The organism is uncultured Microbacterium sp., from assembly GCF_947632095.1.
Classification (GTDB): domain Bacteria; phylum Actinomycetota; class Actinomycetes; order Actinomycetales; family Microbacteriaceae; genus Microbacterium.
This window is the reverse complement of record NZ_CANROA010000031.1, coordinates 1-20,569: the sequence shown is the minus strand read 5'-3', so window position 1 is coordinate 20,569 and position 20,569 is coordinate 1. Positions and strand designations below refer to the sequence as shown.

Here is a 20,569-nt window from a genome sequence, read left to right as displayed (position 1 = left end):
GCCTCAGCTCTGGCGCAGCAGCCAGACGAGCAGGGCCTTCTGCGCGTGCAGCCGGTTCTCCGCCTCGTCCCAGATCACGCTCTGGGGGCCATCGATGACCTCGGCGTCGACCTCGTAACCGCGGTCTGCCGGCAGGCAGTGGATGAAGATCGATTCCGGATCGGCGAGCTTCATGGTCTCCTCGGTGACCTTGTACCCGCCGAGGTCCCGGATGCGCGCGATCTTCTCCTCTTCCTTGCCCATCGACACCCACGTGTCGGTGACGACGACGTCGGCACCGGCCGCGGCTTCGGCGGGATCGGTGAACAGGGTGATCGATCCGCCGGTCTCCGCCGCACGACGCTCGGCGTCGGCGATCACATCGGCTCGCGGCGCATACGACTCCGGGGCCGCGATGCGCACATGCATGCCCGCGGTGACGCCGGCCAGCGCATAGGAGTGCGCCATGTTGCTCTGCCCATCACCGAAGAACGCGAGGGTCAGCCCCTTCAGGTCGCCCTTGTGCTCGCGGATGGTGAGCAGATCGGCGAGCAGCTGACAGGGGTGGAAGTCGTCCGAGAGGGCGTTGACGACGGGAACGCGCGTGCCGTTCGCCATCTCTTCCAGGCCCGACTGCGCATAGGTGCGCCACACGATCGCCGCGACCTGGCGCTCCAGCACGCGGGCGGTGTCGGAGGGCGTCTCCTTGCCGCCGAGCTGGCTGCTGGCCGTCGAGATGATCAGCGGCGAGCCGCCGAGATCGGCGATGCCGACCGCGAACGAGACGCGCGTGCGGGTCGAGGACTTGTCGAAGATGACGGCGACGGTCTGCGGGCCCGCGAGCGACTTATCGGCCCAGCGGTCCTTCTTCAGCTCGAGCGCGAGGTCGAGGACCTCTGCCTGCTCGGCGGGTGTCAGATCATCGTCGCGCAGCAGGTGGCGGGTCATGCGGAAACCTTTCCGGTTGCGGATGCCGCGTGGCTCTCCCGCACGTCGGCGAGGGATGCTGCGAACAGGGTCTGGAATTCTTCGATCTCGGTGTCACCGATGTTCAGTGCTGGGGCGATGCGCACGGTCGACGGGTTCGCAGCGTTGATGATCAGGCCGCGGGCCTGAGCCGCAGCGACGACGTCGCCGGCAACGGGTTCGCTCAATGCGACGCCCAGGAGCAGACCGCGCCCGCGTACGGACTCGACCAGGGGTGAGCCGATGCCCTCGATCAGGGTGCGCAGCTGGGTGCCCCGCACGGCCGCGTTCTCAACCAGGCCGGCATCCTCGATCTCGGTGAGGACGGCGTTGGCGACTGCGGTGCCCAGCGGGTTGCCGCCGAACGTCGATCCGTGCGACCCCGGGGTGAGCAGGGCACTGGCGGCGCCGTAGGTGACGAGTGCTCCGATCGGGAAGCCGCCGCCGATGCCCTTGGCCAGGGTGATCGCATCCGGTGTGATGCCCTCGTGCGAGAACCCGAACCATGCGCCGGTGCGTCCGGCACCGGTCTGGATCTCGTCGACGATGAGCAGCGCGCCGTGCTCGAGCGTCAGCGCTCGAGCCGCCGCGAGGTAGCCCTCCGGCAGCTCGACGACGCCGGCCTCGCCCTGGACGGGCTCGACGAAGACCGCGGCGACACGATCGTCCATGGCAGCCTCGAGCGCCTCGATCGTCGCCGGGATGTGCTCGACGCCACCGGGCATGGGCTCGAACGGGGCGCGGTAAGCCTTCTTCGCGGTCAGCGCGAGCGATCCCATGGTGCGGCCGTGGAAGGCCTGCTCGAGGGCGATGATGCGCGGGCGCTCGGCGCCGCCGTGCAGACGGGCGAGCTTGAACGCTGCTTCGTTCGCCTCGGCGCCCGAGTTCGAGAAGAACACGCGACCCTCGATGCCGGCGCCGGCGAGGCGCTTGAGACGTGCGGCGAGCGCAAGCTGCGGCGGGGTGGCGAAGTAGTTCGAGACGTGCGTGAGCACGGCGGCCTGCGAGGAGACCGCTTCGACGAACGCCGGGTGGGAGTGCCCGAGCGAGGTGACCGCGATTCCGGCGAGGAAGTCGAGGTGACGATTGCCCTCGCCGTCCCACAGGTACGACCCTTCGCCGCGAGTGAGCAGTGCGAGCCGCTGTCCTGCGTTGAGCGCGAGATCCCGCGCCGCTTCATCCTGCCAGACGGTCACGCCGTCACCCCTTCTCCGAGTACCACTTCTGTTCCGATCCCCTTGCTGGTGAAAAGTTCGACGAGCACCGAGTGCGGTACGCGTCCGTCGATGATCGCCGCGGCGTCGACGCCGCCCTCCACCGCATCCAGGCAGGCGCGCATCTTCGGGATCATGCCCGACTCCAGCGACGGCAGCATCTGGACGAGCTGCGGGGAGGTGAGATGCGACACGAGCGAATCGCGGTTCGGCCAGTCGGCGTAGAGGCCCGGCACATCGGTGAGGATGACCAGCTTGCGCGCGCCGAGGGCGACGGCGAGGGCGGACGCCGCGGCATCCGCGTTCACGTTCAGGGACTGCCCGGGGTTGTCGAGGTCCGGGGCGATCGAGGAGATCACCGGGATGCGACCGGCCGCGAGGTGGTCGAGGACCGCGGTCGGGTCGACCTGCACGACATCGCCGACGCGGCCGAGGTCGACCTGCTCGCCATCGATGACGACTCCGCGGCGGCGGCCGCCGAAGAGTCCGGCGTCCTCGCCGCTGAGCCCGGTGGCGATGGGGCCGTGCGAGTTGATCTTCGCCACCAGCTGCGGGTTGACCTGACCGGTGAGCACCATGCGCACGACGCTGATCGCCTCGGTGTTGGTGACCCGGTAGCCGCCCTTGAACTCGCTGGGGATCGCGAGCCTGTCGAGCATGTTCGAGATCTGCGGGCCGCCGCCGTGCACGACGACCGGCTGCACGCCGACGTAGCGCAGGTACGCGATGTCCTGCGCGAACGCCTCCTGAAGCTCGTCCGAGACCATGGCGTTGCCGCCGTACTTGACGACGACGATCTGATCGCGGAACTTCTTCAGCCACGGCAACGACTCGATGAGGGTCGAAGCCTTCTCGGCAGCGACCTCGGCCGGGGTGTCCTGGATATCGGTCATGAGGCGTACGCGCTGTTCTCGTGGACGTAGTCGTGCGTGAGGTCGTTGGTGCGGATCGTCGCCTCGGCGTCGCCGGTGCGCAGGTCGATCAGCAGATCGGTGGCGCGCGGGGTCAGATCGACGTCCTCGCGCGGGCGGTCGGGACCGCCGGCCGTGCACACGCGGACGCCGTTCATCCAGACATCGACGTCGTAGGGGTCGAACTCCGCGCTCGTGGTGCCGATGGCGGCGAGCACGCGCCCCCAGTTCGGGTCATTGCCGAAGATCGCCGCCTTGAAGAGGTTGTTGCGGGCGACCGAGCGGCCGACCTCCACCGCGTCCTGCTCGCAGGCGGCGTTCGTCACCCGGATCGTGATGTTGTGGCTCGCGCCTTCGGCGTCGCCCTGCAGCTTCTCGGCGAGGCGATCGCTCAGCTCGATGAGAGCCTCGGTGAAGGCTTCGAGGTCGGGGCGGATGCCGCTGGCCGCGTTCGCGAGCAGCGTCACCTGATCGTTGGTCGACATGCATCCGTCGGAATCGAGGCGGTCGAAGGTGCGCCCGGTCGCCGCGCGCAGTGCCGCATCGGCCTCCGCGGGGTCGAGATCGGCGTCGGTCGTGATGACGACGAGCATCGTCGCCAGGCCCGGCGCGAGCATTCCCGCACCCTTCGCCATGCCGCCGATCGTCCACCCGTCGCGCGTGATCACCTCGGTCTTGGCGACCGTGTCGGTCGTCATGATCGCCTGCGCGGCGAGTTCGCCGCCCTCGGCCGAGAGCTCCGCGATGGCGTGCGTCGTTCCGGCGATCACCTTGTCGCGGAACGTCTGGTCGCCCGTGCCGATGAGGCCCGTCGAGCAGACGACGACATCGCCCGCGCTGACCTCGAGCAGCTCGGCGGCCTTCTCGGCCGTGAGGTGAGTCGTCTGGAAGCCGAACTCCCCCGTGAAGCAGTTCGCACCGCCGGAGTTCAGCACGACAGCCTCGACCGTGCGATCCGCCACGACCTGCTGCGACCAGATGATCGGGTTGGCCTTGGCACGGTTGCTCGTGAAGACGGCTGTGCCGACCTTCCGGGGGCCGCGGTTGACGACGACGGCGAGATCGGGTTTTCCTGTTGATTTCAGACCCGCGACGACACCGGCCGCTTCGAATCCCTGGGGCGCGGTGACGCTCACGGTGCTACTCCGTTGATGGTCAGGGCACGGTCTTCGGGAAGGCCGAGCGCGATGTTCATGGACTGGATGGCGGCACCGGCGGTGCCCTTGACGAGGTTGTCGACCGCGGTGACGACGGTCACACGGTTCGCGGCACGATCGATCGCGAGACCCATCAGCGCAAGGTTCGCACCGAGCACATCGGCTGTGCGCGGGAACTGGCCCTCGGGAAGGAGCTGGACGAACGTCTCATCGGCGTAGGCGCTCTCCCATGCCTCTCGGATCTGCGCATCCGTGACGCCGGGAAGAATCGGCGCAGTGGATGTGGCGAGGATGCCGCGGGCCATGGGCACGAGCACCGGAGTGAACGAGATGCGCACATCCGTGGCGCCGGCCTGGCGAAGGGCCTGCTGGATCTCGGGAATGTGCCGGTGCGTTCCGCCGACCGCATAGGGGTTCGCGGTACCGAGGATCTCACTGGCGAGCAGGTTCGTCTTCAGGCTCTTGCCGGCTCCCGAGGGGCCGACGGCGAGGACGCTGACGATATCGGAGGCGGCGATGACGCCCGCCGCCACACCGGGGGCGAGGCTGAGGCTGACCGTGGAGGCGTTGCATCCCGGGGCGGCGATGCGCCGCGTGCCGACGAGCTCCTCGCGCAGCTTGCCCGTGCCGCTGGGAAGCTCGGGGACTCCGTAGGACCAGGGCTCGTGGAAGTGGCCGCCGTAGAAGGCGTCCCAGGATTCCTCGGAGGTCAGACGGTGGTCGGCGCCCGCGTCGATGACGAGCGGAACGTCGCCGAGCGCATCGGTGTACTGCCCCGACTGCCCGTGCGGAAGCGCGAGGAACACGATGTCGTGACCCGAGAGGATCTCGGGCGTCGTGTCCTGCAGCGTCAGGTGCGCGAGTGAGCGCAGGTGCGGCTGATGCTGGATCAGCGGCTGTCCCGCGTTGGAATGCGCGGTGACGGTGCGGATCTCGATATCGGGATGGCTTGCCAGCAGGCGCAGTATTTCGCCACCCGCATAGCCGGATGCGCCGGAGACGGCGACGGTATACGTCATGTTTCTACCTTAACGGTGCGGGACCCTCGGTCCCTGATGCTTGACTGCGGAAAGGGAGGACCTTCGGAATGCCGAAGGGGCGGAGGCGGCGACACCGGTGCCGGTGCGCGGAAGCCGCAGCCGGAGATCACGGGGTCGCCTAGAGTCGGCGTCCGCGACGTCGGCGCACGATGAACGCGCTCGGGACGAGCGTGTTCGATGCGGGCGCAACCGGAAGCATGCGGAGACCTTAGCGCCGCAAGCGCGTATCCGGCAAATCGGTCACCAGCCCGACGAACGCGCCCCTGCACTCTCAGAGGACTCCCCGCCGAGGTGACTAGAATCGAGCGCTAAGGCGATCACAAGGAGAAGGTTCATGCCGAGCACCGCCAACGTCATCGGTCGAAACGCGTGAGTTACGCGGTGCCCAGCACCGCGCCGCGCCTGACCGGCGACGGGCGCTCGCACGCCAAGATCATCCTGTTCGGGGAGCACGCCGTCGTGTACGGCGCCCCCGCTGTCGCCCTCCCCATGACCCGACTCGCAGCGACGGTGCATGTGCGTCCGGAGGCCAGCGGGATCCACATCGACAGTGCCCTCTACTCCGGGGAAGCCGAGCGCGCGCCCGACCATCTGCTCCCGGTCGTCACCGCGATCCGCGCAGCCATCCGCCGCATCGCCCCGCTCACGCCGGGCCTCTGGGTGCGCATCGGCAGCAGCATCCCGCACGAGCGCGGACTCGGATCCAGCGCGGCCGTCGCCGGTGCGATCGCCCGCGCCGTGGCATCCCTCGCCAATCGCGACCTCGACGCGCAGGACTGCCACCGCATCATCCAGGAGGCCGAGCGCGTCGCGCACGGCGCCCCCAGCGGGCTCGATGCCTATGCCGTCGTCGCTGACGGTCCGATCCTGTTCCGCCAGGGCCAGATCAGCACGTTGACCTTCGCCGAGCCCCTCACCTTCGTCATCGCAGACTCCGGCATCCCCGGCTCGACCTCCGAGGCTGTGGGCGATGTGCGCCGCCGGCGCAATGCCGAACCCGAGCGCATCGACGGGATCATGCTCGACCTCGCCGCGGGCGCAGAGCGCGCCGTCACCGCGATGCAGACCGGCGATGCGCGCGCGGTCGGCTCCGAGATGGACCGCGCCCACCAGGGCCTCGTGGACCTCGGCGTCAGCACCCCCGGTCTGAACGCGCTCGTCGACGCGGCACGCGCCGCCGGCGCGCTCGGAGCAAAGCTCACGGGCGGAGGCCTCGGCGGTTGCGTCATCGCCCTCGCCGAATCCGAACCGCACGCAGAACGCCTGGAAACGGCGCTGCGACATGCGGGGGCCCCCCGCACCTGGACTCTCACGGCAGGAGAAGCATGAGCACCGCTCGCGCATACCCGAACATCGCTCTGATCAAGTACTGGGGAAAGGCGGATGAGGAGCTGATGCTGCCGGCCGCCGGCAGCCTGTCCCTGACGCTCGACACCTTCGCGACCACGACGACCGTGACCCTCGTCCCCGAGGCTGACGACGACAGCCTCGAGCTGAACGGCGCAGAAGCGACCCCCGAGCAGGTGCGCCGTGTGACCCGCCTGCTCGACATCGTGCGCGAATGGTCCGGATCAACCGCGCACGCCCGCGTCGTGACCCGCAACGAGGCGCCCACCGGCGCCGGCCTCGCCTCCTCCGCCTCCGGATTCGCGGCGCTCGCGACCGCGGCCGCCGACGCCTATGGACTCGATCTGTCGGCGCGCGACCTCAGCCGTCTCGCCCGCCGCGGCTCCGGTTCCGCGACCCGCTCCATCTTCCCGGGACTCGCCATGTGGCACGCGGGCGACGACGAATCCTCCTGCGCCGAAGACGTTTCCGGCCCCGACTTCCGCATGATCATCGTCTTCGTGGACGAGAGCCACAAGAGCGTCACGAGCCGTGAGGCCATGCGCCGCACCGCGGCGACCTCTCCCTTCCACAGCGCGTGGGTCGAGTCGACCGCGCAAAGCCTCGACCTGGCCCTCCAAGCGTGCGCCGATGACGACTTCACCCGTCTCGGTCAGCTCACGGAATCCAACGCGCTGCGCATGCACGCGGTCATCCAGTCAGCCGAGCCGCCGATCCGCTACCTGACCGCGCGCAGCATCGCCGTCTTCGACGCCGTCGAGCGCCTCCGCGAAGACGGCCTCGAAGCATACGCCACCGCAGATGCCGGCCCGAACGTCGTGGTGATCTCTCGCCCCGCCGACGCCGACGCCGTCGCCGAACGCCTCGGCGACCTCGGCCGCGTCGCGGTCGTCGGACCCGGCCCCGGTGCCGCCCTCATCTCCGAGGAGTGAATCCCGTGATCGAGACGCGCGCCCCGGGCAAGCTCTTCATCGCCGGCGAATACGCTGTCGTCGAGCCCGGTGAGCCCGCGATCCTCGTCGCCGTCGACCGCTACCTGAGCGTTCGCGTCTCCGCTTCCGAGAACAGCAGCGGATGCATCCACTCCACGGCCTACGGCGACCAGCCGCGCGTCTGGGCTCGCGATGATGCCGGCGACCGCATCGTGCTCGAGCACGCCCCCGTGGACTTCGTCGCCGCCGCGATCGACGCCGTCGAAGAGCTGCGTGCCGCGCGAGGAATCGAACCCCGCTACTTCGACCTGCACATCGGCAGCGAGCTCGACGACCCCTCCGGGCGCAAGTTCGGCCTCGGCTCCTCCGGGGCCGTGACGGTGGCCGTCATCTCGGCGCTCGAGCAGTTCTACGGTCTCGGCCTCACCCGCCTCGAACGATTCCGGCTGGGTCTGCTCACGACGATCGAGCTCTCTCCGCGGGCCTCGGGCGGAGACATCGCCGCCAGCACCTATGGCGGATGGATTCGCTACACCTCCCCGGATCGGGAGGCGCTGCGCGCCCACCGCACCGCGCACGGGCTCCCCGCGACCATGACGGCGCCCCTGTGGGACATCTGCACGATCACACCTCTGCCCGCGCCGCGCACGCTGGAGCTGATGGTCGGGTGGACCGGCTCCCCCGCCTCCACCGAACGTCTCGTCGACGGCGTGCAGCGCTCCGAGCAAGACCACGAGCGGCAGCGCGCCCTCTTCCGCGCCGGGAGCCGGGAGAACGTGGAGGTGATCGTTGCCGCACTCGGCGCCGACGAGACCCCCGTGCAACCCGCCATCCGACGCGTCCGACGACTGCTACAGGAGCTCGACGCATCCACCGGGATCCGCATCGAGACCGACCGGCTGCGCGCAATGTGCGACATCGTCGAGCGGCACGGCGCGGTTGCCAAGCCCTCCGGTGCGGGCGGCGGCGACTGCGGTATAGCTCTCGTCGAGCCCGGCACCGCGCAAGCCCTGATCGCGGAGGACTGGGTGGCGCACGGCATCCAGCATCTCGCCCTGACCGTGCACGACCCCGAGGAGGACGGCGATGGCCGCTGAGGACTCGCGCGCACGCGCGGCCCGCAAGGACGACCACCTGCGTCTGGCACCGGGCAGCCGCCCCACCGGTGCGCACAGCGAATTCGACGACCTCGCGTTCGTGCACCACGCCCTCGCGGGCATCGACACGGCGGCGATCGATCTGAGCACTCACGTCGACGGCATGCGCTGGTCGGCGCCCCTGTACATCAATGGGATGACCGGCGGCACCACGCGCACCGCCGCCATCAACCGCGAGCTCGCCATCGCCGCGCGCGAGACGGGCATCGCGATGGGCACCGGTTCCGCATCCATCGCGGTGGATGACCCGTCCACCTCCACGGGCTTCCGCATCGTGCGCGATGAGAACCCCGACGGCCTCGTCTTCGCGAACCTCGGCATCGGCCGCGGCGGCGACGATGTGCGCCGCGCCGTCGACCTGCTCGAGGCCGACGCGCTGCAGATCCACATCAACCCCGTGCAGGAGATCGCGATGCCCGAGGGCGCCCGCGACCTCTCGTCCTGGCACGCCTCGCTCGAGGAGATGATCGCCGCATCCCCCGTGCCGGTCATCATCAAGGAGGTCGGCTTCGGCCTCAGCCGCGAGACGCTGATGCGCCTGCGCGACCTGGGCGTGCGGATCGCGGATGTCAGCGGGCGCGGCGGCACCGACTTCCTCCGCATCGAGAACGACCGGCACGCCGATGGCGGCCTCTCCTTCCTGACCGGTTTCGGCCAGTCCGCGCCCGCCTCGCTGCTCGATGCACCGGCAGGCTTCCCCGCGCTCCTCGCCTCCGGTGGCGTGCGCAACCCCTTCGATGTCGTCAAGGCGCTCGCGCTGGGGGCCCGGGCCGTAGGAGTCGCCGGGGTCTTCCTCGATGCCGCGGTAGAGGGCGGCGCCGATGCCCTGATCGTGATGATCCAGCGCTGGCTCGATCAGATCCGCTCCATCATGGCGCTGCTGGGTGCCGATTCCCCCGCGGCCCTCGTGAGCACCGACCTTCTCGTGCGCGGCGATCTCGGCGAATTCTGCGCGCTGCGCGGCATCGACGCGGCTTCCTTCTCCACCCGATCCCGGGCGACCGATTCGCCCGACTGACACCCGACACAGCTGACCGACGAGGACGAACGATGAGCTATCGCAGTGATCACTCCCCCACCGAGATCCCGACCCGCTGGGTCGGACCGATCCGAATCAGCGGCGATGACGCCGCTGGCGACATCGAAGTGCCGCTGGCGACGTACGAGTCGCCGCTGTGGCCCTCCGTGGGTCGCGGTGCGCGCGTCAGTCGGACCGTCGAAGGAGGGATCCGGACGGTCGTCGTCGGTGAGAAGATGACCCGTTCGGTCCTCTTCCACGCTTCTGATGCCATCGCCGCACATCGCGCGGCGGACGAGATCTCCGCCCGTCAGGACGAGCTCGCCGAGGTCGTCCGCGCCGGAAGCCGCTTCGCGAAGCTCATCGAGATCCACCCCGAGATCGTCGGCAGCCTGCTGTTCGTGCGCTTCGCGTTCACCACGGGCGATGCGTCTGGCCACAACATGGTCACCGCCGCCTCCGAGGCGCTCATGGAGCGCATCCTCTCCTGGGGCATCGGCATCGAGTACGGCTCGATCTCGGGCAATTTCTGCTCCGACAAGAAGGCCACCGCGGTCAACGGCATCCTGGGGCGCGGGCGCAGTGTCGTCGCCGACATCCTCATCCCGCACGACATCGTCCGCGATGTGCTGCGCACCGATGCGAGCCGCGTCGCCGACCTCGTCGTGCGCAAGAACCTCGTCGGCTCCACGATCGCCGGAGCCCTGCGCTCGGCGAATGCGCACTACGCGAACATGCTGTTGGCCATCTACCTCGCCACCGGCCAGGACGCGGCGAACATCGTCGAGGGCTCGCAGGGCATCACCTACGCGGAGGACCGCGAAGACGGACTCTACTTCTCCTGCTCCCTGCCCCACCTGATCATGGGGACGGTCGGAAACGGCAAGGGCCTGCCCCACGTCGACAAGGCGCTCGAGCGACTCGGATGCCGGGAGGACCGCGACAGCGGCGGAAACGCCCGTCGCCTCGCGGCGATCACCGCGGCGACGGTGCTGTGCGGCGAGCTGTCGTTGCTGGCTGCACAGACCAACCCCGGCGAGCTGATGAAGGTGCACCGCAAGCTCGAGCGCGGCGAGGCCGCACGATGAACCGCTCGATCGGCATCCACGACATCGAGATCGGAACGACCCACCACGTCGTCGATCTCGCCGATCTCGCCGTCGCGCGCGGCGTCGACCCCGACAAATTCCGCATCGGCCTCGGCCAGGACCAGATGAGCTTCCCGGCACCCGATGAGGACATCGTCACGATGGGCGCGGCGGCGGCCCGGGCGCTCCTCGCGCGCACCGGTGCAGACGGCGTCCGTACGCTCCTGTTCGCGACCGAGTCGGGCATCGACCAGTCGAAGTCGGCCGCGGTCTTCGCCCACGGCCTGCTCGGCCTCGGAGCAGATGTGCGCGCGGTCGAGCTGAAGCAGGCCTGCTACGCCGGCACCGCTGCACTGCAGATGGCCCTGGGCATCGTCGCCCGCAATCCCGCCGAGCACGTTCTCATCATCGCCGCGGATGTCGCCCGCTACGCGTTGGACTCGGCCGGCGAGCCCACGCAGGGTGCCGCCTCCGTCGCGATGCTCGTCAGCGCCGATCCGGCGCTGCTCGAGATCGATCCGGTCTCCGGCGTCTTCACCGCCGACGTCGATGACTTCTGGCGGCCGAACGACTCCTCGACGGCCCTCGTCGACGGCAAGCTGTCGATGTCGGCGTACATCGACGCACTGCTCGGCGCATGGGATGATCTGCAGGCCCGAGGCGGGGTAACCGCTGCGGACATCGCCGCCTTCGCCTACCACCAGCCGTTCACGAAGATGGCGGCGAAGGCGCAGCGGCGCCTGGCCGCGCACCTCGGCGCAGAGCTCGCCGACGACGATCTCGTCGCCATGTCGACGTACAACCGACGCCTCGGCAACAGCTACACGGCTTCGCTGTACGTCGCTCTGGCCGCGCTCATCGATGCCCGCGCCGATCTCGATGGCCGACGGGTCGGCCTGTTCAGCTACGGATCCGGCAGCGTCGGAGAGCTGCTGACGGCCCGCGTCCTCCCCCAGGGTGGGCGCGAGGATCGCTCGGCGCGCGTGAGCCGGATGCTGGATGCCCGGGCACCTCTGCCCATCGCCGAGTACGAGCGGCTGCACGCCCTGTCGTACCCGAGCGGCACGGACACCGAGACGCCGCGCACGACGACGGGACCCTTCCGCTTCGCCGGCATCCGCGGCGGAGCGCGCCAGTACGAGCACATCGGCTGACCCCTCCGGACCGACGCAGAAGGGCGGGGTGCGGGCTTCGGCCCGCACCCCGCCCTTCTGCGCGGAAGAGACGATCAGTCGCGGATCGTCGCCCCGAACCGCTCGGTCGCCACGGCGACGCCGGCGAGCTTCGCCTCGGTCGCCTCCGCCGCGGTGAGGGTGCGGTCGGATGCCCGGAAGCGCAGCGCGAACGTCAGGCTCTTGCGCCCGTCCTCTATGCCCTGGCCGCGATAGTCGTCGACGAGGCGCACGGACTCCAGCAGGTCGCCGGCGCCCTCGACGAGAGCAGCCTGCAGCTCGGCTGCGGTCACCTCTGCGGGGACCACGAGCGAGACATCCTGCGTGGCCGCGGTGTTGCGCGAGAGCGATGCTGCGACGACCTTTTCCCCGGCGGCGGTGAGCACAGCGTCCAGGTCGAGCTCGAGCACGATCGCCCGCCCCGGGATATCGGCATCCGCCGACACATTCGGGTGCAGCTCGCCGACGTAGCCGACCTCACGGCCGTCCACGGTGAGCAGGCCCGCGCGCCCCGGGTGGAGGGCCGCGCGCTGCGTCTGCACCACCTCGATGCAGACGCCGGCCGCAGCGGCGATCACGCGCACCGTGTCAAGAGCCTCACTGAGTCCGTATGCCTCGGCCTCACGGCCCGGCTGGCGCGGGGTCACGTTGCCGGTGAACAGCGCGGCGAGGAACCGTGGCTGCGCGGGGATCGATGCGTTCAGCTCGGCGAGCTTCTCGTCCGAGGGACGTTCGCCCAGAGGCGGCACATCGACCGTACCGTAGGCGACGCCGGGCTCGGGAAGGAATACAGCGCCGATCTCGAAGATCGCGAGATCCGTCAGCCCGCGTGCGATGTTGCGGTGAGCGGTCGGCAGCAGCGTCGGAATGAGCGAGCGGCGCAGGAACGGCGATTGCCCGTCGAGGGGGTTCGCAAGCTTGATGCTCGGCAGTTCCTCCCCCGTGGAGGATCCGTGCAGGTCGTTCAGCGTGTCGGTCGTGAACGGGAACGTCGGGGTCTCGACGAGGCCGGACGCAGCCAGCGCATTCGCGACGCGGCGGCGACCCAGCTGCAGCGGGGTGAGACCACGGCCGGCCGGAGGGACCGGCAGGATCGAGGGGATGCGGTCGAGCCCGTGGATGCGGGAGACCTCCTCGGCGAGTGTCCACTTGTCGGTGAGATCGGGGCGCCAGCTGGGCGGGATGACCTGCCAGCCCTCGGCGATGTCGGCGACCTCCGCGCCGATCGTCTCGAGTGCTCCGACGATCTCTTCGTCGGTGTAGTCGACGCCGATGAGGTTCGGCACGAACTCGGCCGGCAGATCGATGCCGTCGATCTCGACGTCGGAGTACAGGGCTCCGCCGAGCTCGGTGTCGAGCGTTCCGCCGGCGAGCGAGACCATGAGGTCCGCGACGCGCTTGGCCGCAGCGAACGGGATCAGCGGGTCCACGCCCCGTTCGAAGCGCTTGGACGCTTCGCTCGGCAGCTTGTGCCGACGAGCGGTGCGCGCGATCGAGATCGGATCGAAGATGGCCGCCTCGACGAGGACGTTGCGCGTGGCATCCGTCATCTCGGTCGTGCCGCCGCCCATGACGCCGGCGAGGCCGATCGGGCCGGACTCGTCGGTGATGAGCAGGTCCTCGACATGGAGCGAGCGCTCCTGCCCGTCGAGCGTCGTCAGCTTCTCACCCGCCGCGGCGCGGCGGACGGTGATACCGCCCTGCAGGGTGTCGAGGTCGTAACCGTGGATCGGGTTGCCGAGCTCGAGCATCACATAGTTGGTGATGTCGATGAGGATGCCCAGCGAGCGGATGCCGGCCAGCGACAGGCGCGCCACCATCCACGGCGGAGTCGGACGCGACGGGTCGACATCGCGCACGACCCGCACGACGAACTCCTGCACGGCCCTGCTATCGCGGATCGGCTCCGCGTCGACCGCTAGCGAGAAGCCGGTGCCCGGCTCGACGTCGATCCACTCGTGCTCGGCCGGGTCGCGGAAGTCCGCGCCGGTGGCGTGCGAGTACTCGCGGGCGACGCCGCGAATCGAGAACGCGTAGCCGCGGTCGGGCGTGACGTTGATCTCGACGGCCTCGTCATCCAGGCCCAGGAGCGCGATCGCGTCGGTGCCGACGGGGGCATCGACGCCGATGCTCGACAGGATCAGGATGCCGTTGTGCTCATCGCCGAGCCCCAGCTCGCGGGCCGAGGCGATCATGCCGTCAGAGACGTGACCGTAGGTCTTGCGCGCGGCGATCGGGAACGGGCCGGGCAGCACCGCGCCGGGCAGCGTCGCGACGATCTTGTCGCCGACGGCGAAGTTCGACGCACCGCAGATGATGCCGCGGATGCCGCCGTTCTCCTCGCCGACATCGACCTGGCACCAGCGGATGGTCTTGCCGTTCTTCTGTGGCTCCTCCTCGAAGGAGAGCACCTGGCCGACCACGACCGGGCCGGAGAGCTCGAAGCCGTGCAGCTCCTCCTCCTCGAAGCCGACGGACACGAGCGACGCGAAGACGTCCTCCGCCGTGGCATCCGCTGCCATGTCGACGTACTCACGCAACCACGAAAGCGGGACGCGCATCACACCACCATCCCGAACTGCTCGCTGAATCGAATATCGCCCTCTGCCATGTCGCGCATGTCCTGCACGTCGCTGCGGAACATGAGCCCGCGCTCGACGCCGATGCCGAAGGCGAAGCCGCTGTACTCCTCCGGGTCGATGCCCGCCGCGCGGAGCACGTTCGGATTGACCATTCCGCAGCCTCCCCACTCGATCCAGCGCGCACCGCCGGTGAAGGTCGGGTGCCACAGGTCGAACTCGGCGGACGGCTCGGTGAAGGGGAAGAAGTTCGTGCGCAGGCGGGTCTTCGCCTCGGCTCCGAAGAGCTGGCGTGCGAGGTGGTCGAGCGTGCCCTTGAGGTGGGCCATCGTGATGCCCTTGTCGATCACGAGGCCCTCGACCTGGGTGAAGACAGGCAGGTGCGTGGCGTCGTACTCGTCGGTGCGGAACACGCGGCCGGGCGAGACGATGTAGATCGGAACCTCGCGATCGAGCATGGTGCGCATCTGCACGGGGCTCGTCTGCGTGCGCATCACGAGGTGGCGGCTGGTCGGGTCGACGTAGAACGTGTCCTGCATCTGACGCGCCGGGTGATCGGGATCGAGGTTGAGCGCATCGAAGTTGTACCACTCGTGCTCGAGCTCCGGGCCCTCGGCCACCTCCCAGCCCATGCTGACGAAGATGTCGGAGATCTCCTCCTGAAGGAGGGGCAGCGGATGCCGCGCCCCCACGCGCGTGCGGGTCGAGACGGCAGTGATGTCGACGCGCTCGGCCTCGAGGCGCGCGACGGTTTCAGCCTCGGCGAGCTCGGCCTCCTTCGCGGCGAGAGCCTTGGTCACTTGGCCGCGGCCCTGCCCGATGAGCTTGCCGAAGGCCGCCTTGTGCTCGGGCGCCACCTGGCGCATCGACGCGTTGAGCACGGCCAGCGGCGATCCCTCGGCGACGTGTGCCGCGCGAGCGGCTTTCAGCTCTGCGGTACTGGCGGCGGCACCGATCGCGGCGAGCGCAGCGGCGACGGCGGATTCCACCGCCTCGGGCGTGATTTCAGGGGCATCAGACACGAGACAAGAGTCTACCGGCGTGGGCCCTGTGCGCCTTCCTCCGGGGGGATCTGGGCGGCGATCAGTTCGGTATCGGTGCCCTCGTGCATGACGGCGGCTTGATCTGCGGCGAGCGCCTTGAGCTTGGGCGAGTGGCGTGTGCGCACTTCGAGCCACTTGGCGATACCGGAGAGGAGCAGGCACATCACGATGTAGATGCCGCCGATGACGAAAGCGGACTGCAGCAGCGGACGCCCCTGCTGGCTGCTGAGGAGCTTCGCGTAGTAGAGCAGCTCCGGGTAGGTGATGATGAAGCCGAGCGCCGTGTCCTTCATCGTCACGACGAGTTGCGCGACAATCACCGGCAGCATCGCCCGAACCGCCTGCGGAAGCAGGATGAACGCCATCACGCCGCTCTTTCGGAGCCCGATCGCGTAACCCGCCTCCTTCTGCCCGCGGGGCAAGGACTCGATTCCCGCGCGCAGCGCCTCTGCCAGCACGGATCCGTTGTAGACCGTCAAGGCGATGACCACTGCCCAGTAGGACGGCATCTTGACTCCGACGACCGGGAGTCCGAAGAAGAGGATCATCATGAGCACGAGAACGGGGATCGCGCGGAACAGCTCCGTGATCAGCATCACCGGCACGCTCACCCACGCATGTTCGGAGAGCCGGCCGATCGCCAGGACGAAGCCGAGGAGCAGGCTGAGAACGGCGGCCAGCGCGAAGGCGGCGAGCGTGTTGCCGAGCGCCGTGAGGATCTGCTCCCACACGGTGCTGAAGCTGAACACGTACCACTTCGACGCGGAGAATTGTCCGGAGTCCCAGAAACGGTAGCCGATGAGCCCGATGAGCCCGACGACCACGACGACGGTCAGCACGGCGATGATGCGGTTGCGCACAACCGCACGCGGGCCGGGGACGTCGTAGAGCACGGAAGTCATCGCACGATCCTCCATCGGTTCTCGAGTCTTCGTTGAACGATGCTCAGCGCGAGCACCAGCACCACGAACACGGCTGCCACCCAGAGGAGAACCTCCATGGGGTTTCCGGGCCGGTCGGCGCCGTCGTAGATGGTGGCGCGCAGCGCAGCGAGTTCTGCGACGGAGAAGCCCGCGGCGACCGTGGTGTTCTTCAGCAGGGCGATGAAGACGCTCATCATCGGCGGGACGACGGAGCGGAAGGCCTGCGGAAGCACCACGAGGGTCATCACCTGACCGAAGGGCAGACCGATTGCTCGCGCTGCTTCGGCCTGTCCGACCGGAACGGTGTTGATGCCGGCGCGCAGGACCTCGGCGACGTAGGTCGCCGTGTAGATGCCGATCGCCATGATCCCGAGCACCGTGTTATCGAGGTTGGGCATCCCGAGAGGGGCCCACCCGAAGACGAAGAAGAAGAAGATGAGGGTGAGAGGGGTGTTGCGGACGATGTTGACGTACACCGTGCCCACACCGCGGGCTATCGGCACGGGCGAGACCCGCATGGCACCGATGATGATCCCGAGCACCAGCGCGATCACGCCGCCGCCGAGGAATACCAGCAACGTGTTCGTGATCGCCTCGCCCCACAGGTCGAGGTTGCCGAAGATGACGTCCACGTCATCCTCCCCTTCCGAGTTTTTGAGGGGGTGATCCGACTACCGGATCACCCCCTGCGCGCGATCAGTCGACGACAGGCTGGTCGACCGTGATGCCGGACGATCCCAGGTTCTTGTCGAAGATGGCCTGCCAGGTCGTGCCGCCATCCGTGAACAGCGCGTTGATGTGATCCAGCAGAACCGTGTCGCCCTTGGCGAGACCCACCCCGTAGCGCTCCTCGGTGAACAGTCCGCCCGTGACCTTGATCTCATCGGGGTACTGCGCCGCATAGCCGATCAGGATGGCCTGGTCGGTGGTAACGGCATCCACCTTGCCGTTGAGCAGATCCTCGACGCACGCCGAGTACAGGTCGTATTCGACCGTCGTGATCTCCGGGAAGTTCGCCTTGATGTTCTGGATCGGTGTGGATCCTGTGGCGGAGCAGACCGTCTTGCCGTTGAAGTCCTCGATGGCTTCGGCGTCTTCGGCGTCAGCCCCGACCAGCAGTCCCTGACCGGTGATGAAGTACGGGCCGGCGAAGTCGATCAGCTCCTTGCGCTTGTCGTTGATCGAATAGGTGCCCACGTAGTAATCGATCTCGCCGTTCACGATCGCCTGCTCGCGGTTCGCGGATGCGATCGGCTTGTACTCGATCTGGTTCTCGTCGAAGCCGAGCGAGGCGGCGATCCACCGTGCGATGTCGACATCGAAACCGCTGCGCTCCTGGGTCGTGACGTCGAGATATCCGAGCCCCGGCTGATCCTCCTTCACCCCGATGATCACTCCATCGCGCTTCGTCATGGCGTCGAACGTCGGGCTGCCCTCGAGCGAGACGTCGGTCGCGACCTCCCAGATCGCTCCGGCATCGCCGCCGTCGTCGCCGCCCCCGCTGCCCGGGTCCGTCGGGGTACCGCTGTTGCAGCCCGTCAGCGCGAGTACTGCCGCTACGGCGATCCCAAGACCTGCCAGTGTCCGTGTGCGTCGCATGTCCGTCTCCTTCGTGTGCTGTCGTGCAGGGGTCAGTGGGTCAGAAGCTTGGAGAGGAAGTCCTTGGCGCGGTCGGTCTTCGGGTTCGTGAAGAACTCCTCCGGCGTCTCCTCCTCGATGATGCGGCCGTCGGCCATGAAGACGACGCGATCCGCTGCCTTGCGCGCGAAGCCCATCTCATGGGTCACGACGACCATCGTCATGCCCTCCTTCGCCAGCTGCACCATCACATCGAGGACCTCGTTGATCATCTCGGGGTCAAGGGCGCTGGTCGGCTCGTCGAAGAGCATGACCTTCGGATGCATCGCCAGAGCACGCGCGATCGCGACGCGCTGCTGCTGGCCGCCGGAGAGCTGGGCGGGGAGCTTCGACGCCTGCTGGTCGACCCCGACGCGCGTCAGCAGCTCGTGGGCCTCCTTCTCGGCATCTGCCTTCTTCAGCCCGCGCACCTTGATCGGTCCGAGCGTCACGTTCTCGAGGATCGTCAGGTGCGCGAACAGGTTGAACGACTGGAACACCATTCCGACATCGGCACGCAGACGCGCCAGCGCCTTGCCCTCGGCCGGGATCTCCGCGCCGTCGATCGTGATGGATCCGCTCGTGATCGTCTCAAGACGGTTGATCGTTCGGCACAGCGTCGACTTGCCCGAGCCCGACGGCCCGATCACGACGACGACCTCGCCGCGATTGACCGTGAGGTCGATATCGGTCAGCGCCTGGAAATCGCCGTAGTGCTTCTGGACGTTGTCGACGACGACAAGGGGTGCACCAGTCTCGGTCATGCCCCCACCATAGGAGCACGAGGCCCCCTGGGCCAGAGTCAGCCCATGCGGGTTATCGAGTTGTAACCGAGAGGCGAGCTGTCTCGATCAACGCGCGGCGATCAGCGGAACGGACTCAGCCCGCATCGCCGGCGCGCTGAGTGAACGCGCTCTCGTACAGGCAAACGCTCGCGGCCGTCGCGAGGTTCAACGACTCGGCCTTGCCGAAGATCGGCAATCGCAGCACATGGTCGGCCAGCTCCAGCGCGGAATCCTCCAGGCCATGGGCCTCATTCCCGAACAACCAACCGGTCGGGCCGGACAGCACGCCCTCGGCCCGAGCCGCGAGCAGGTCATCGCCCTTGACGTCGGCTGCGAGGATCGACAATCCGGCCTCATGCGCACGGCGCACGACGTCGTCGAGATCCGCACCCACCGCGATCGGGAGGTGGAAGAGCGAACCGGTCGTCGATCGGACGACCTTCGGGTTGTAGGGATCGACCGTGCGTCCCGTCAGGATCACGGCGTCGGCACCCGCGGCATCCGCCGCTCGGATGATCGTTCCGAGGTTCCCCGGATCGCGGATCTCCTCGCAGATCGCGACGAGACGAGGGCGCTCCGCAAAGATGTCCGCCACGGAAACGGGCGTCTGCCGTGCCACGGCGATGACGCCCTGCGGGGTGACGGTATCCGCCATGGCGCCGAGGACGTCGTCCGTGACGAACTCGACCTCGATGCCGTTCGCCCGCGCGGCGCCGTGCAGATCGATGTGCCGGTCCCACCCCGCGCTCGTCGCGAACAGTTCGACGACGGCATCTGGGCTGTAGCCCAACGCCTCGCGAACCGCTTGCGGTCCTTCGAGGAGGAACAGTCCGCGCTCCGTCCGCGCACTGCGCTTGGACAGCTTGGCGACGGCACGGACTCGCGGGGATCGAGGATTCTCCAGCACGTTCTCAGTCTAGGGATGATGCCCGATAATGCGGAAACGGGCGCCTCCCCGAAGGGAGACGCCCATTTCTGTGAAGGATGCTTACGCAGCCGACTTCGGAGCGTTGACGTCCGAAGGCAGAGCCTTCTTGGCGACCTCGACGAGGGCCACGAAAGTCGTGGGCTCGTTCACCGCGAGCTCGGCAAGCATGCGACGGTCGACCTGGACACCGGCAAGACCGAGGCCCTGGATGAAGCGGTTGTACGTGATGCCGTTCTGGCGGGCAGCAGCGTTGATGCGCTGGATCCACAGACGACGGAAGTCGCCCTTGCGCTTGCGGCGGTCACGGTACGAGTAGACCAGCGAGTGGATGACCTGCTCTTTGGCCTTGCGGTAGAGGCGCGAACGCTGACCACGGTAGCCGGATGCGCGCTCAAGGATGACGCGACGCTTCTTGTGGGCGTTTACCGCCCGCTTAACTCTTGCCATTTTCCTGTGTTCCTATTCGTGCGTTCGGGCGCTCAGCCGCGACCGAGAAGCTTGTTCGCGACCTTGGTGTCAGCCTTCGAGAGCACCTGGTCCTGGTTGAGGCGACGCGTGCGACGGCTCGACTTGTGCTCGAGGTTGTGGCGCATACCGGCCTGCTGCTTCTTCAGCTTGCCGCTACCCGTGATCTTGAAGCGCTTCTTAGCACCCGAGTGGGTCTTCTGCTTCGGCATCTTCTCTTCCTTCGTATGGCGCCTTCTCAGGCGACG

At 68.3% G+C, this 20,569-nt stretch carries 20 protein-coding genes; 6 read left to right on the top strand and 14 right to left on the bottom strand.

Going from position 1 to position 20,569, the window contains the following annotated elements; all coding sequences use genetic code 11:
• Positions 1 to 3: 3 nt before the first annotated feature.
• From argF to argC, 5 genes are read right to left on the bottom strand one after another with little or no spacing between them, the layout of a single operon-like run.
• On the bottom strand, positions 4 to 927 hold the full coding sequence (gene argF, locus Q0Z66_RS08905; protein WP_298040329.1) for an ornithine carbamoyltransferase: 924 nt from the start codon (positions 925 to 927) through the stop codon (positions 4 to 6).
• The gene (locus Q0Z66_RS08900) at positions 924 to 2,141 is read right to left on the bottom strand and encodes an acetylornithine transaminase (RefSeq protein WP_298040327.1); all 1,218 of its coding nucleotides are present in this window, start codon (positions 2,139 to 2,141) and stop codon (positions 924 to 926) included. Before Q0Z66_RS08900 ends, argF begins: the two co-directional genes overlap by 4 nt.
• Positions 2,138 to 3,052 (bottom strand): acetylglutamate kinase, encoded by a 915-nt coding sequence (argB, locus tag Q0Z66_RS08895; RefSeq protein ID WP_298040325.1) that lies wholly within the window; start codon positions 3,050 to 3,052, stop codon positions 2,138 to 2,140. The genes Q0Z66_RS08900 and argB overlap by 4 nt, the downstream gene beginning before the upstream one ends.
• The gene (gene argJ / locus Q0Z66_RS08890; RefSeq protein ID WP_298040323.1) at positions 3,049 to 4,206 is read right to left on the bottom strand and encodes a bifunctional glutamate N-acetyltransferase/amino-acid acetyltransferase ArgJ; all 1,158 of its coding nucleotides are present in this window, start codon (positions 4,204 to 4,206) and stop codon (positions 3,049 to 3,051) included. The genes argB and argJ overlap by 4 nt, the downstream gene beginning before the upstream one ends.
• The gene (gene argC, locus Q0Z66_RS08885) at positions 4,203 to 5,246 is read right to left on the bottom strand and encodes an N-acetyl-gamma-glutamyl-phosphate reductase (protein WP_298040321.1); all 1,044 of its coding nucleotides are present in this window, start codon (positions 5,244 to 5,246) and stop codon (positions 4,203 to 4,205) included. The genes argJ and argC overlap by 4 nt, the downstream gene beginning before the upstream one ends.
• Positions 5,247 to 5,648: 402 nt before the next feature.
• On the opposite strand from argC, the gene mvk reads away from it, so the two are divergent.
• The 6 genes from mvk to Q0Z66_RS08855 are packed head-to-tail and all read left to right on the top strand — an operon-like array spanning position 5,649 to position 11,963.
• Entirely contained in the window at positions 5,649 to 6,596 is a 948-nt protein-coding gene (gene mvk, locus Q0Z66_RS08880) for a mevalonate kinase (RefSeq protein WP_298040319.1), read from the top strand.
• A complete protein-coding gene (mvaD, locus tag Q0Z66_RS08875) occupies positions 6,593 to 7,546 on the top strand; it encodes a diphosphomevalonate decarboxylase (protein WP_298040316.1) in 954 nt (317 codons plus the stop codon). The genes mvk and mvaD overlap by 4 nt, the downstream gene beginning before the upstream one ends.
• Before the next feature lie 5 nt (positions 7,547 to 7,551).
• Positions 7,552 to 8,643, top strand: coding sequence for a phosphomevalonate kinase (locus Q0Z66_RS08870; RefSeq protein WP_298040314.1), 1,092 nt, complete (start codon positions 7,552 to 7,554; stop codon positions 8,641 to 8,643).
• On the top strand, positions 8,633 to 9,721 hold the full coding sequence (gene fni, locus Q0Z66_RS08865) for a type 2 isopentenyl-diphosphate Delta-isomerase (RefSeq protein WP_298040312.1): 1,089 nt from the start codon (positions 8,633 to 8,635) through the stop codon (positions 9,719 to 9,721). Before Q0Z66_RS08870 ends, fni begins: the two co-directional genes overlap by 11 nt.
• 32 nt (positions 9,722 to 9,753) lie before the next feature.
• Positions 9,754 to 10,809 carry a hydroxymethylglutaryl-CoA reductase gene (locus Q0Z66_RS08860; protein ID WP_298040310.1) on the top strand — a complete coding sequence of 352 codons (1,056 nt, stop codon included), beginning with the start codon at positions 9,754 to 9,756 and terminating at the stop codon, positions 10,807 to 10,809.
• Positions 10,806 to 11,963, top strand: coding sequence for a hydroxymethylglutaryl-CoA synthase (locus Q0Z66_RS08855; RefSeq protein WP_298040308.1), 1,158 nt, complete (start codon positions 10,806 to 10,808; stop codon positions 11,961 to 11,963). Before Q0Z66_RS08860 ends, Q0Z66_RS08855 begins: the two co-directional genes overlap by 4 nt.
• Positions 11,964 to 12,037: 74 nt before the next feature.
• On the opposite strand, the gene pheT is transcribed toward Q0Z66_RS08855, so the two are convergent.
• The 9 genes from pheT to rpmI all read right to left on the bottom strand — a co-directional run bounded on the left by pheT (position 12,038) and on the right by rpmI (position 20,533).
• Positions 12,038 to 14,542 (bottom strand): phenylalanine--tRNA ligase subunit beta, encoded by a 2,505-nt coding sequence (pheT, locus tag Q0Z66_RS08850; protein WP_298040306.1) that lies wholly within the window; start codon positions 14,540 to 14,542, stop codon positions 12,038 to 12,040.
• The gene (pheS, locus tag Q0Z66_RS08845) at positions 14,542 to 15,582 is read right to left on the bottom strand and encodes a phenylalanine--tRNA ligase subunit alpha (RefSeq protein ID WP_298040304.1); all 1,041 of its coding nucleotides are present in this window, start codon (positions 15,580 to 15,582) and stop codon (positions 14,542 to 14,544) included. The genes pheT and pheS overlap by 1 nt, the downstream gene beginning before the upstream one ends.
• 11 nt (positions 15,583 to 15,593) lie before the next feature.
• Entirely contained in the window at positions 15,594 to 16,505 is a 912-nt protein-coding gene (locus Q0Z66_RS08840) for an amino acid ABC transporter permease (protein ID WP_298040302.1), read from the bottom strand.
• Positions 16,502 to 17,158: an amino acid ABC transporter permease gene (locus Q0Z66_RS08835; protein ID WP_298040300.1), complete on the bottom strand. Its 657-nt coding sequence runs from the start codon at positions 17,156 to 17,158 to the stop codon at positions 16,502 to 16,504. Before Q0Z66_RS08835 ends, Q0Z66_RS08840 begins: the two co-directional genes overlap by 4 nt.
• A gap of 64 nt (positions 17,159 to 17,222) precedes the next feature.
• On the bottom strand, positions 17,223 to 18,125 hold the full coding sequence (locus Q0Z66_RS08830) for a glutamate ABC transporter substrate-binding protein (protein ID WP_298040298.1): 903 nt from the start codon (positions 18,123 to 18,125) through the stop codon (positions 17,223 to 17,225).
• Between the two features lie 32 nt (positions 18,126 to 18,157).
• Positions 18,158 to 18,907, bottom strand: a complete 750-nt coding sequence (locus tag Q0Z66_RS08825) for an amino acid ABC transporter ATP-binding protein (protein ID WP_298040297.1) — start codon at positions 18,905 to 18,907, stop codon at positions 18,158 to 18,160.
• A 115-nt stretch (positions 18,908 to 19,022) separates the two neighbouring features.
• Positions 19,023 to 19,835: an RNA methyltransferase gene (locus Q0Z66_RS08820; RefSeq protein WP_298040295.1), complete on the bottom strand. Its 813-nt coding sequence runs from the start codon at positions 19,833 to 19,835 to the stop codon at positions 19,023 to 19,025.
• Between the two features lie 81 nt (positions 19,836 to 19,916).
• On the bottom strand, positions 19,917 to 20,303 hold the full coding sequence (rplT, locus tag Q0Z66_RS08815) for a 50S ribosomal protein L20 (protein ID WP_298040293.1): 387 nt from the start codon (positions 20,301 to 20,303) through the stop codon (positions 19,917 to 19,919).
• A gap of 32 nt (positions 20,304 to 20,335) precedes the next feature.
• Positions 20,336 to 20,533, bottom strand: coding sequence for a 50S ribosomal protein L35 (rpmI, locus tag Q0Z66_RS08810; protein WP_087133207.1), 198 nt, complete (start codon positions 20,531 to 20,533; stop codon positions 20,336 to 20,338).
• Positions 20,534 to 20,569: the final 36 nt, after the last annotated feature.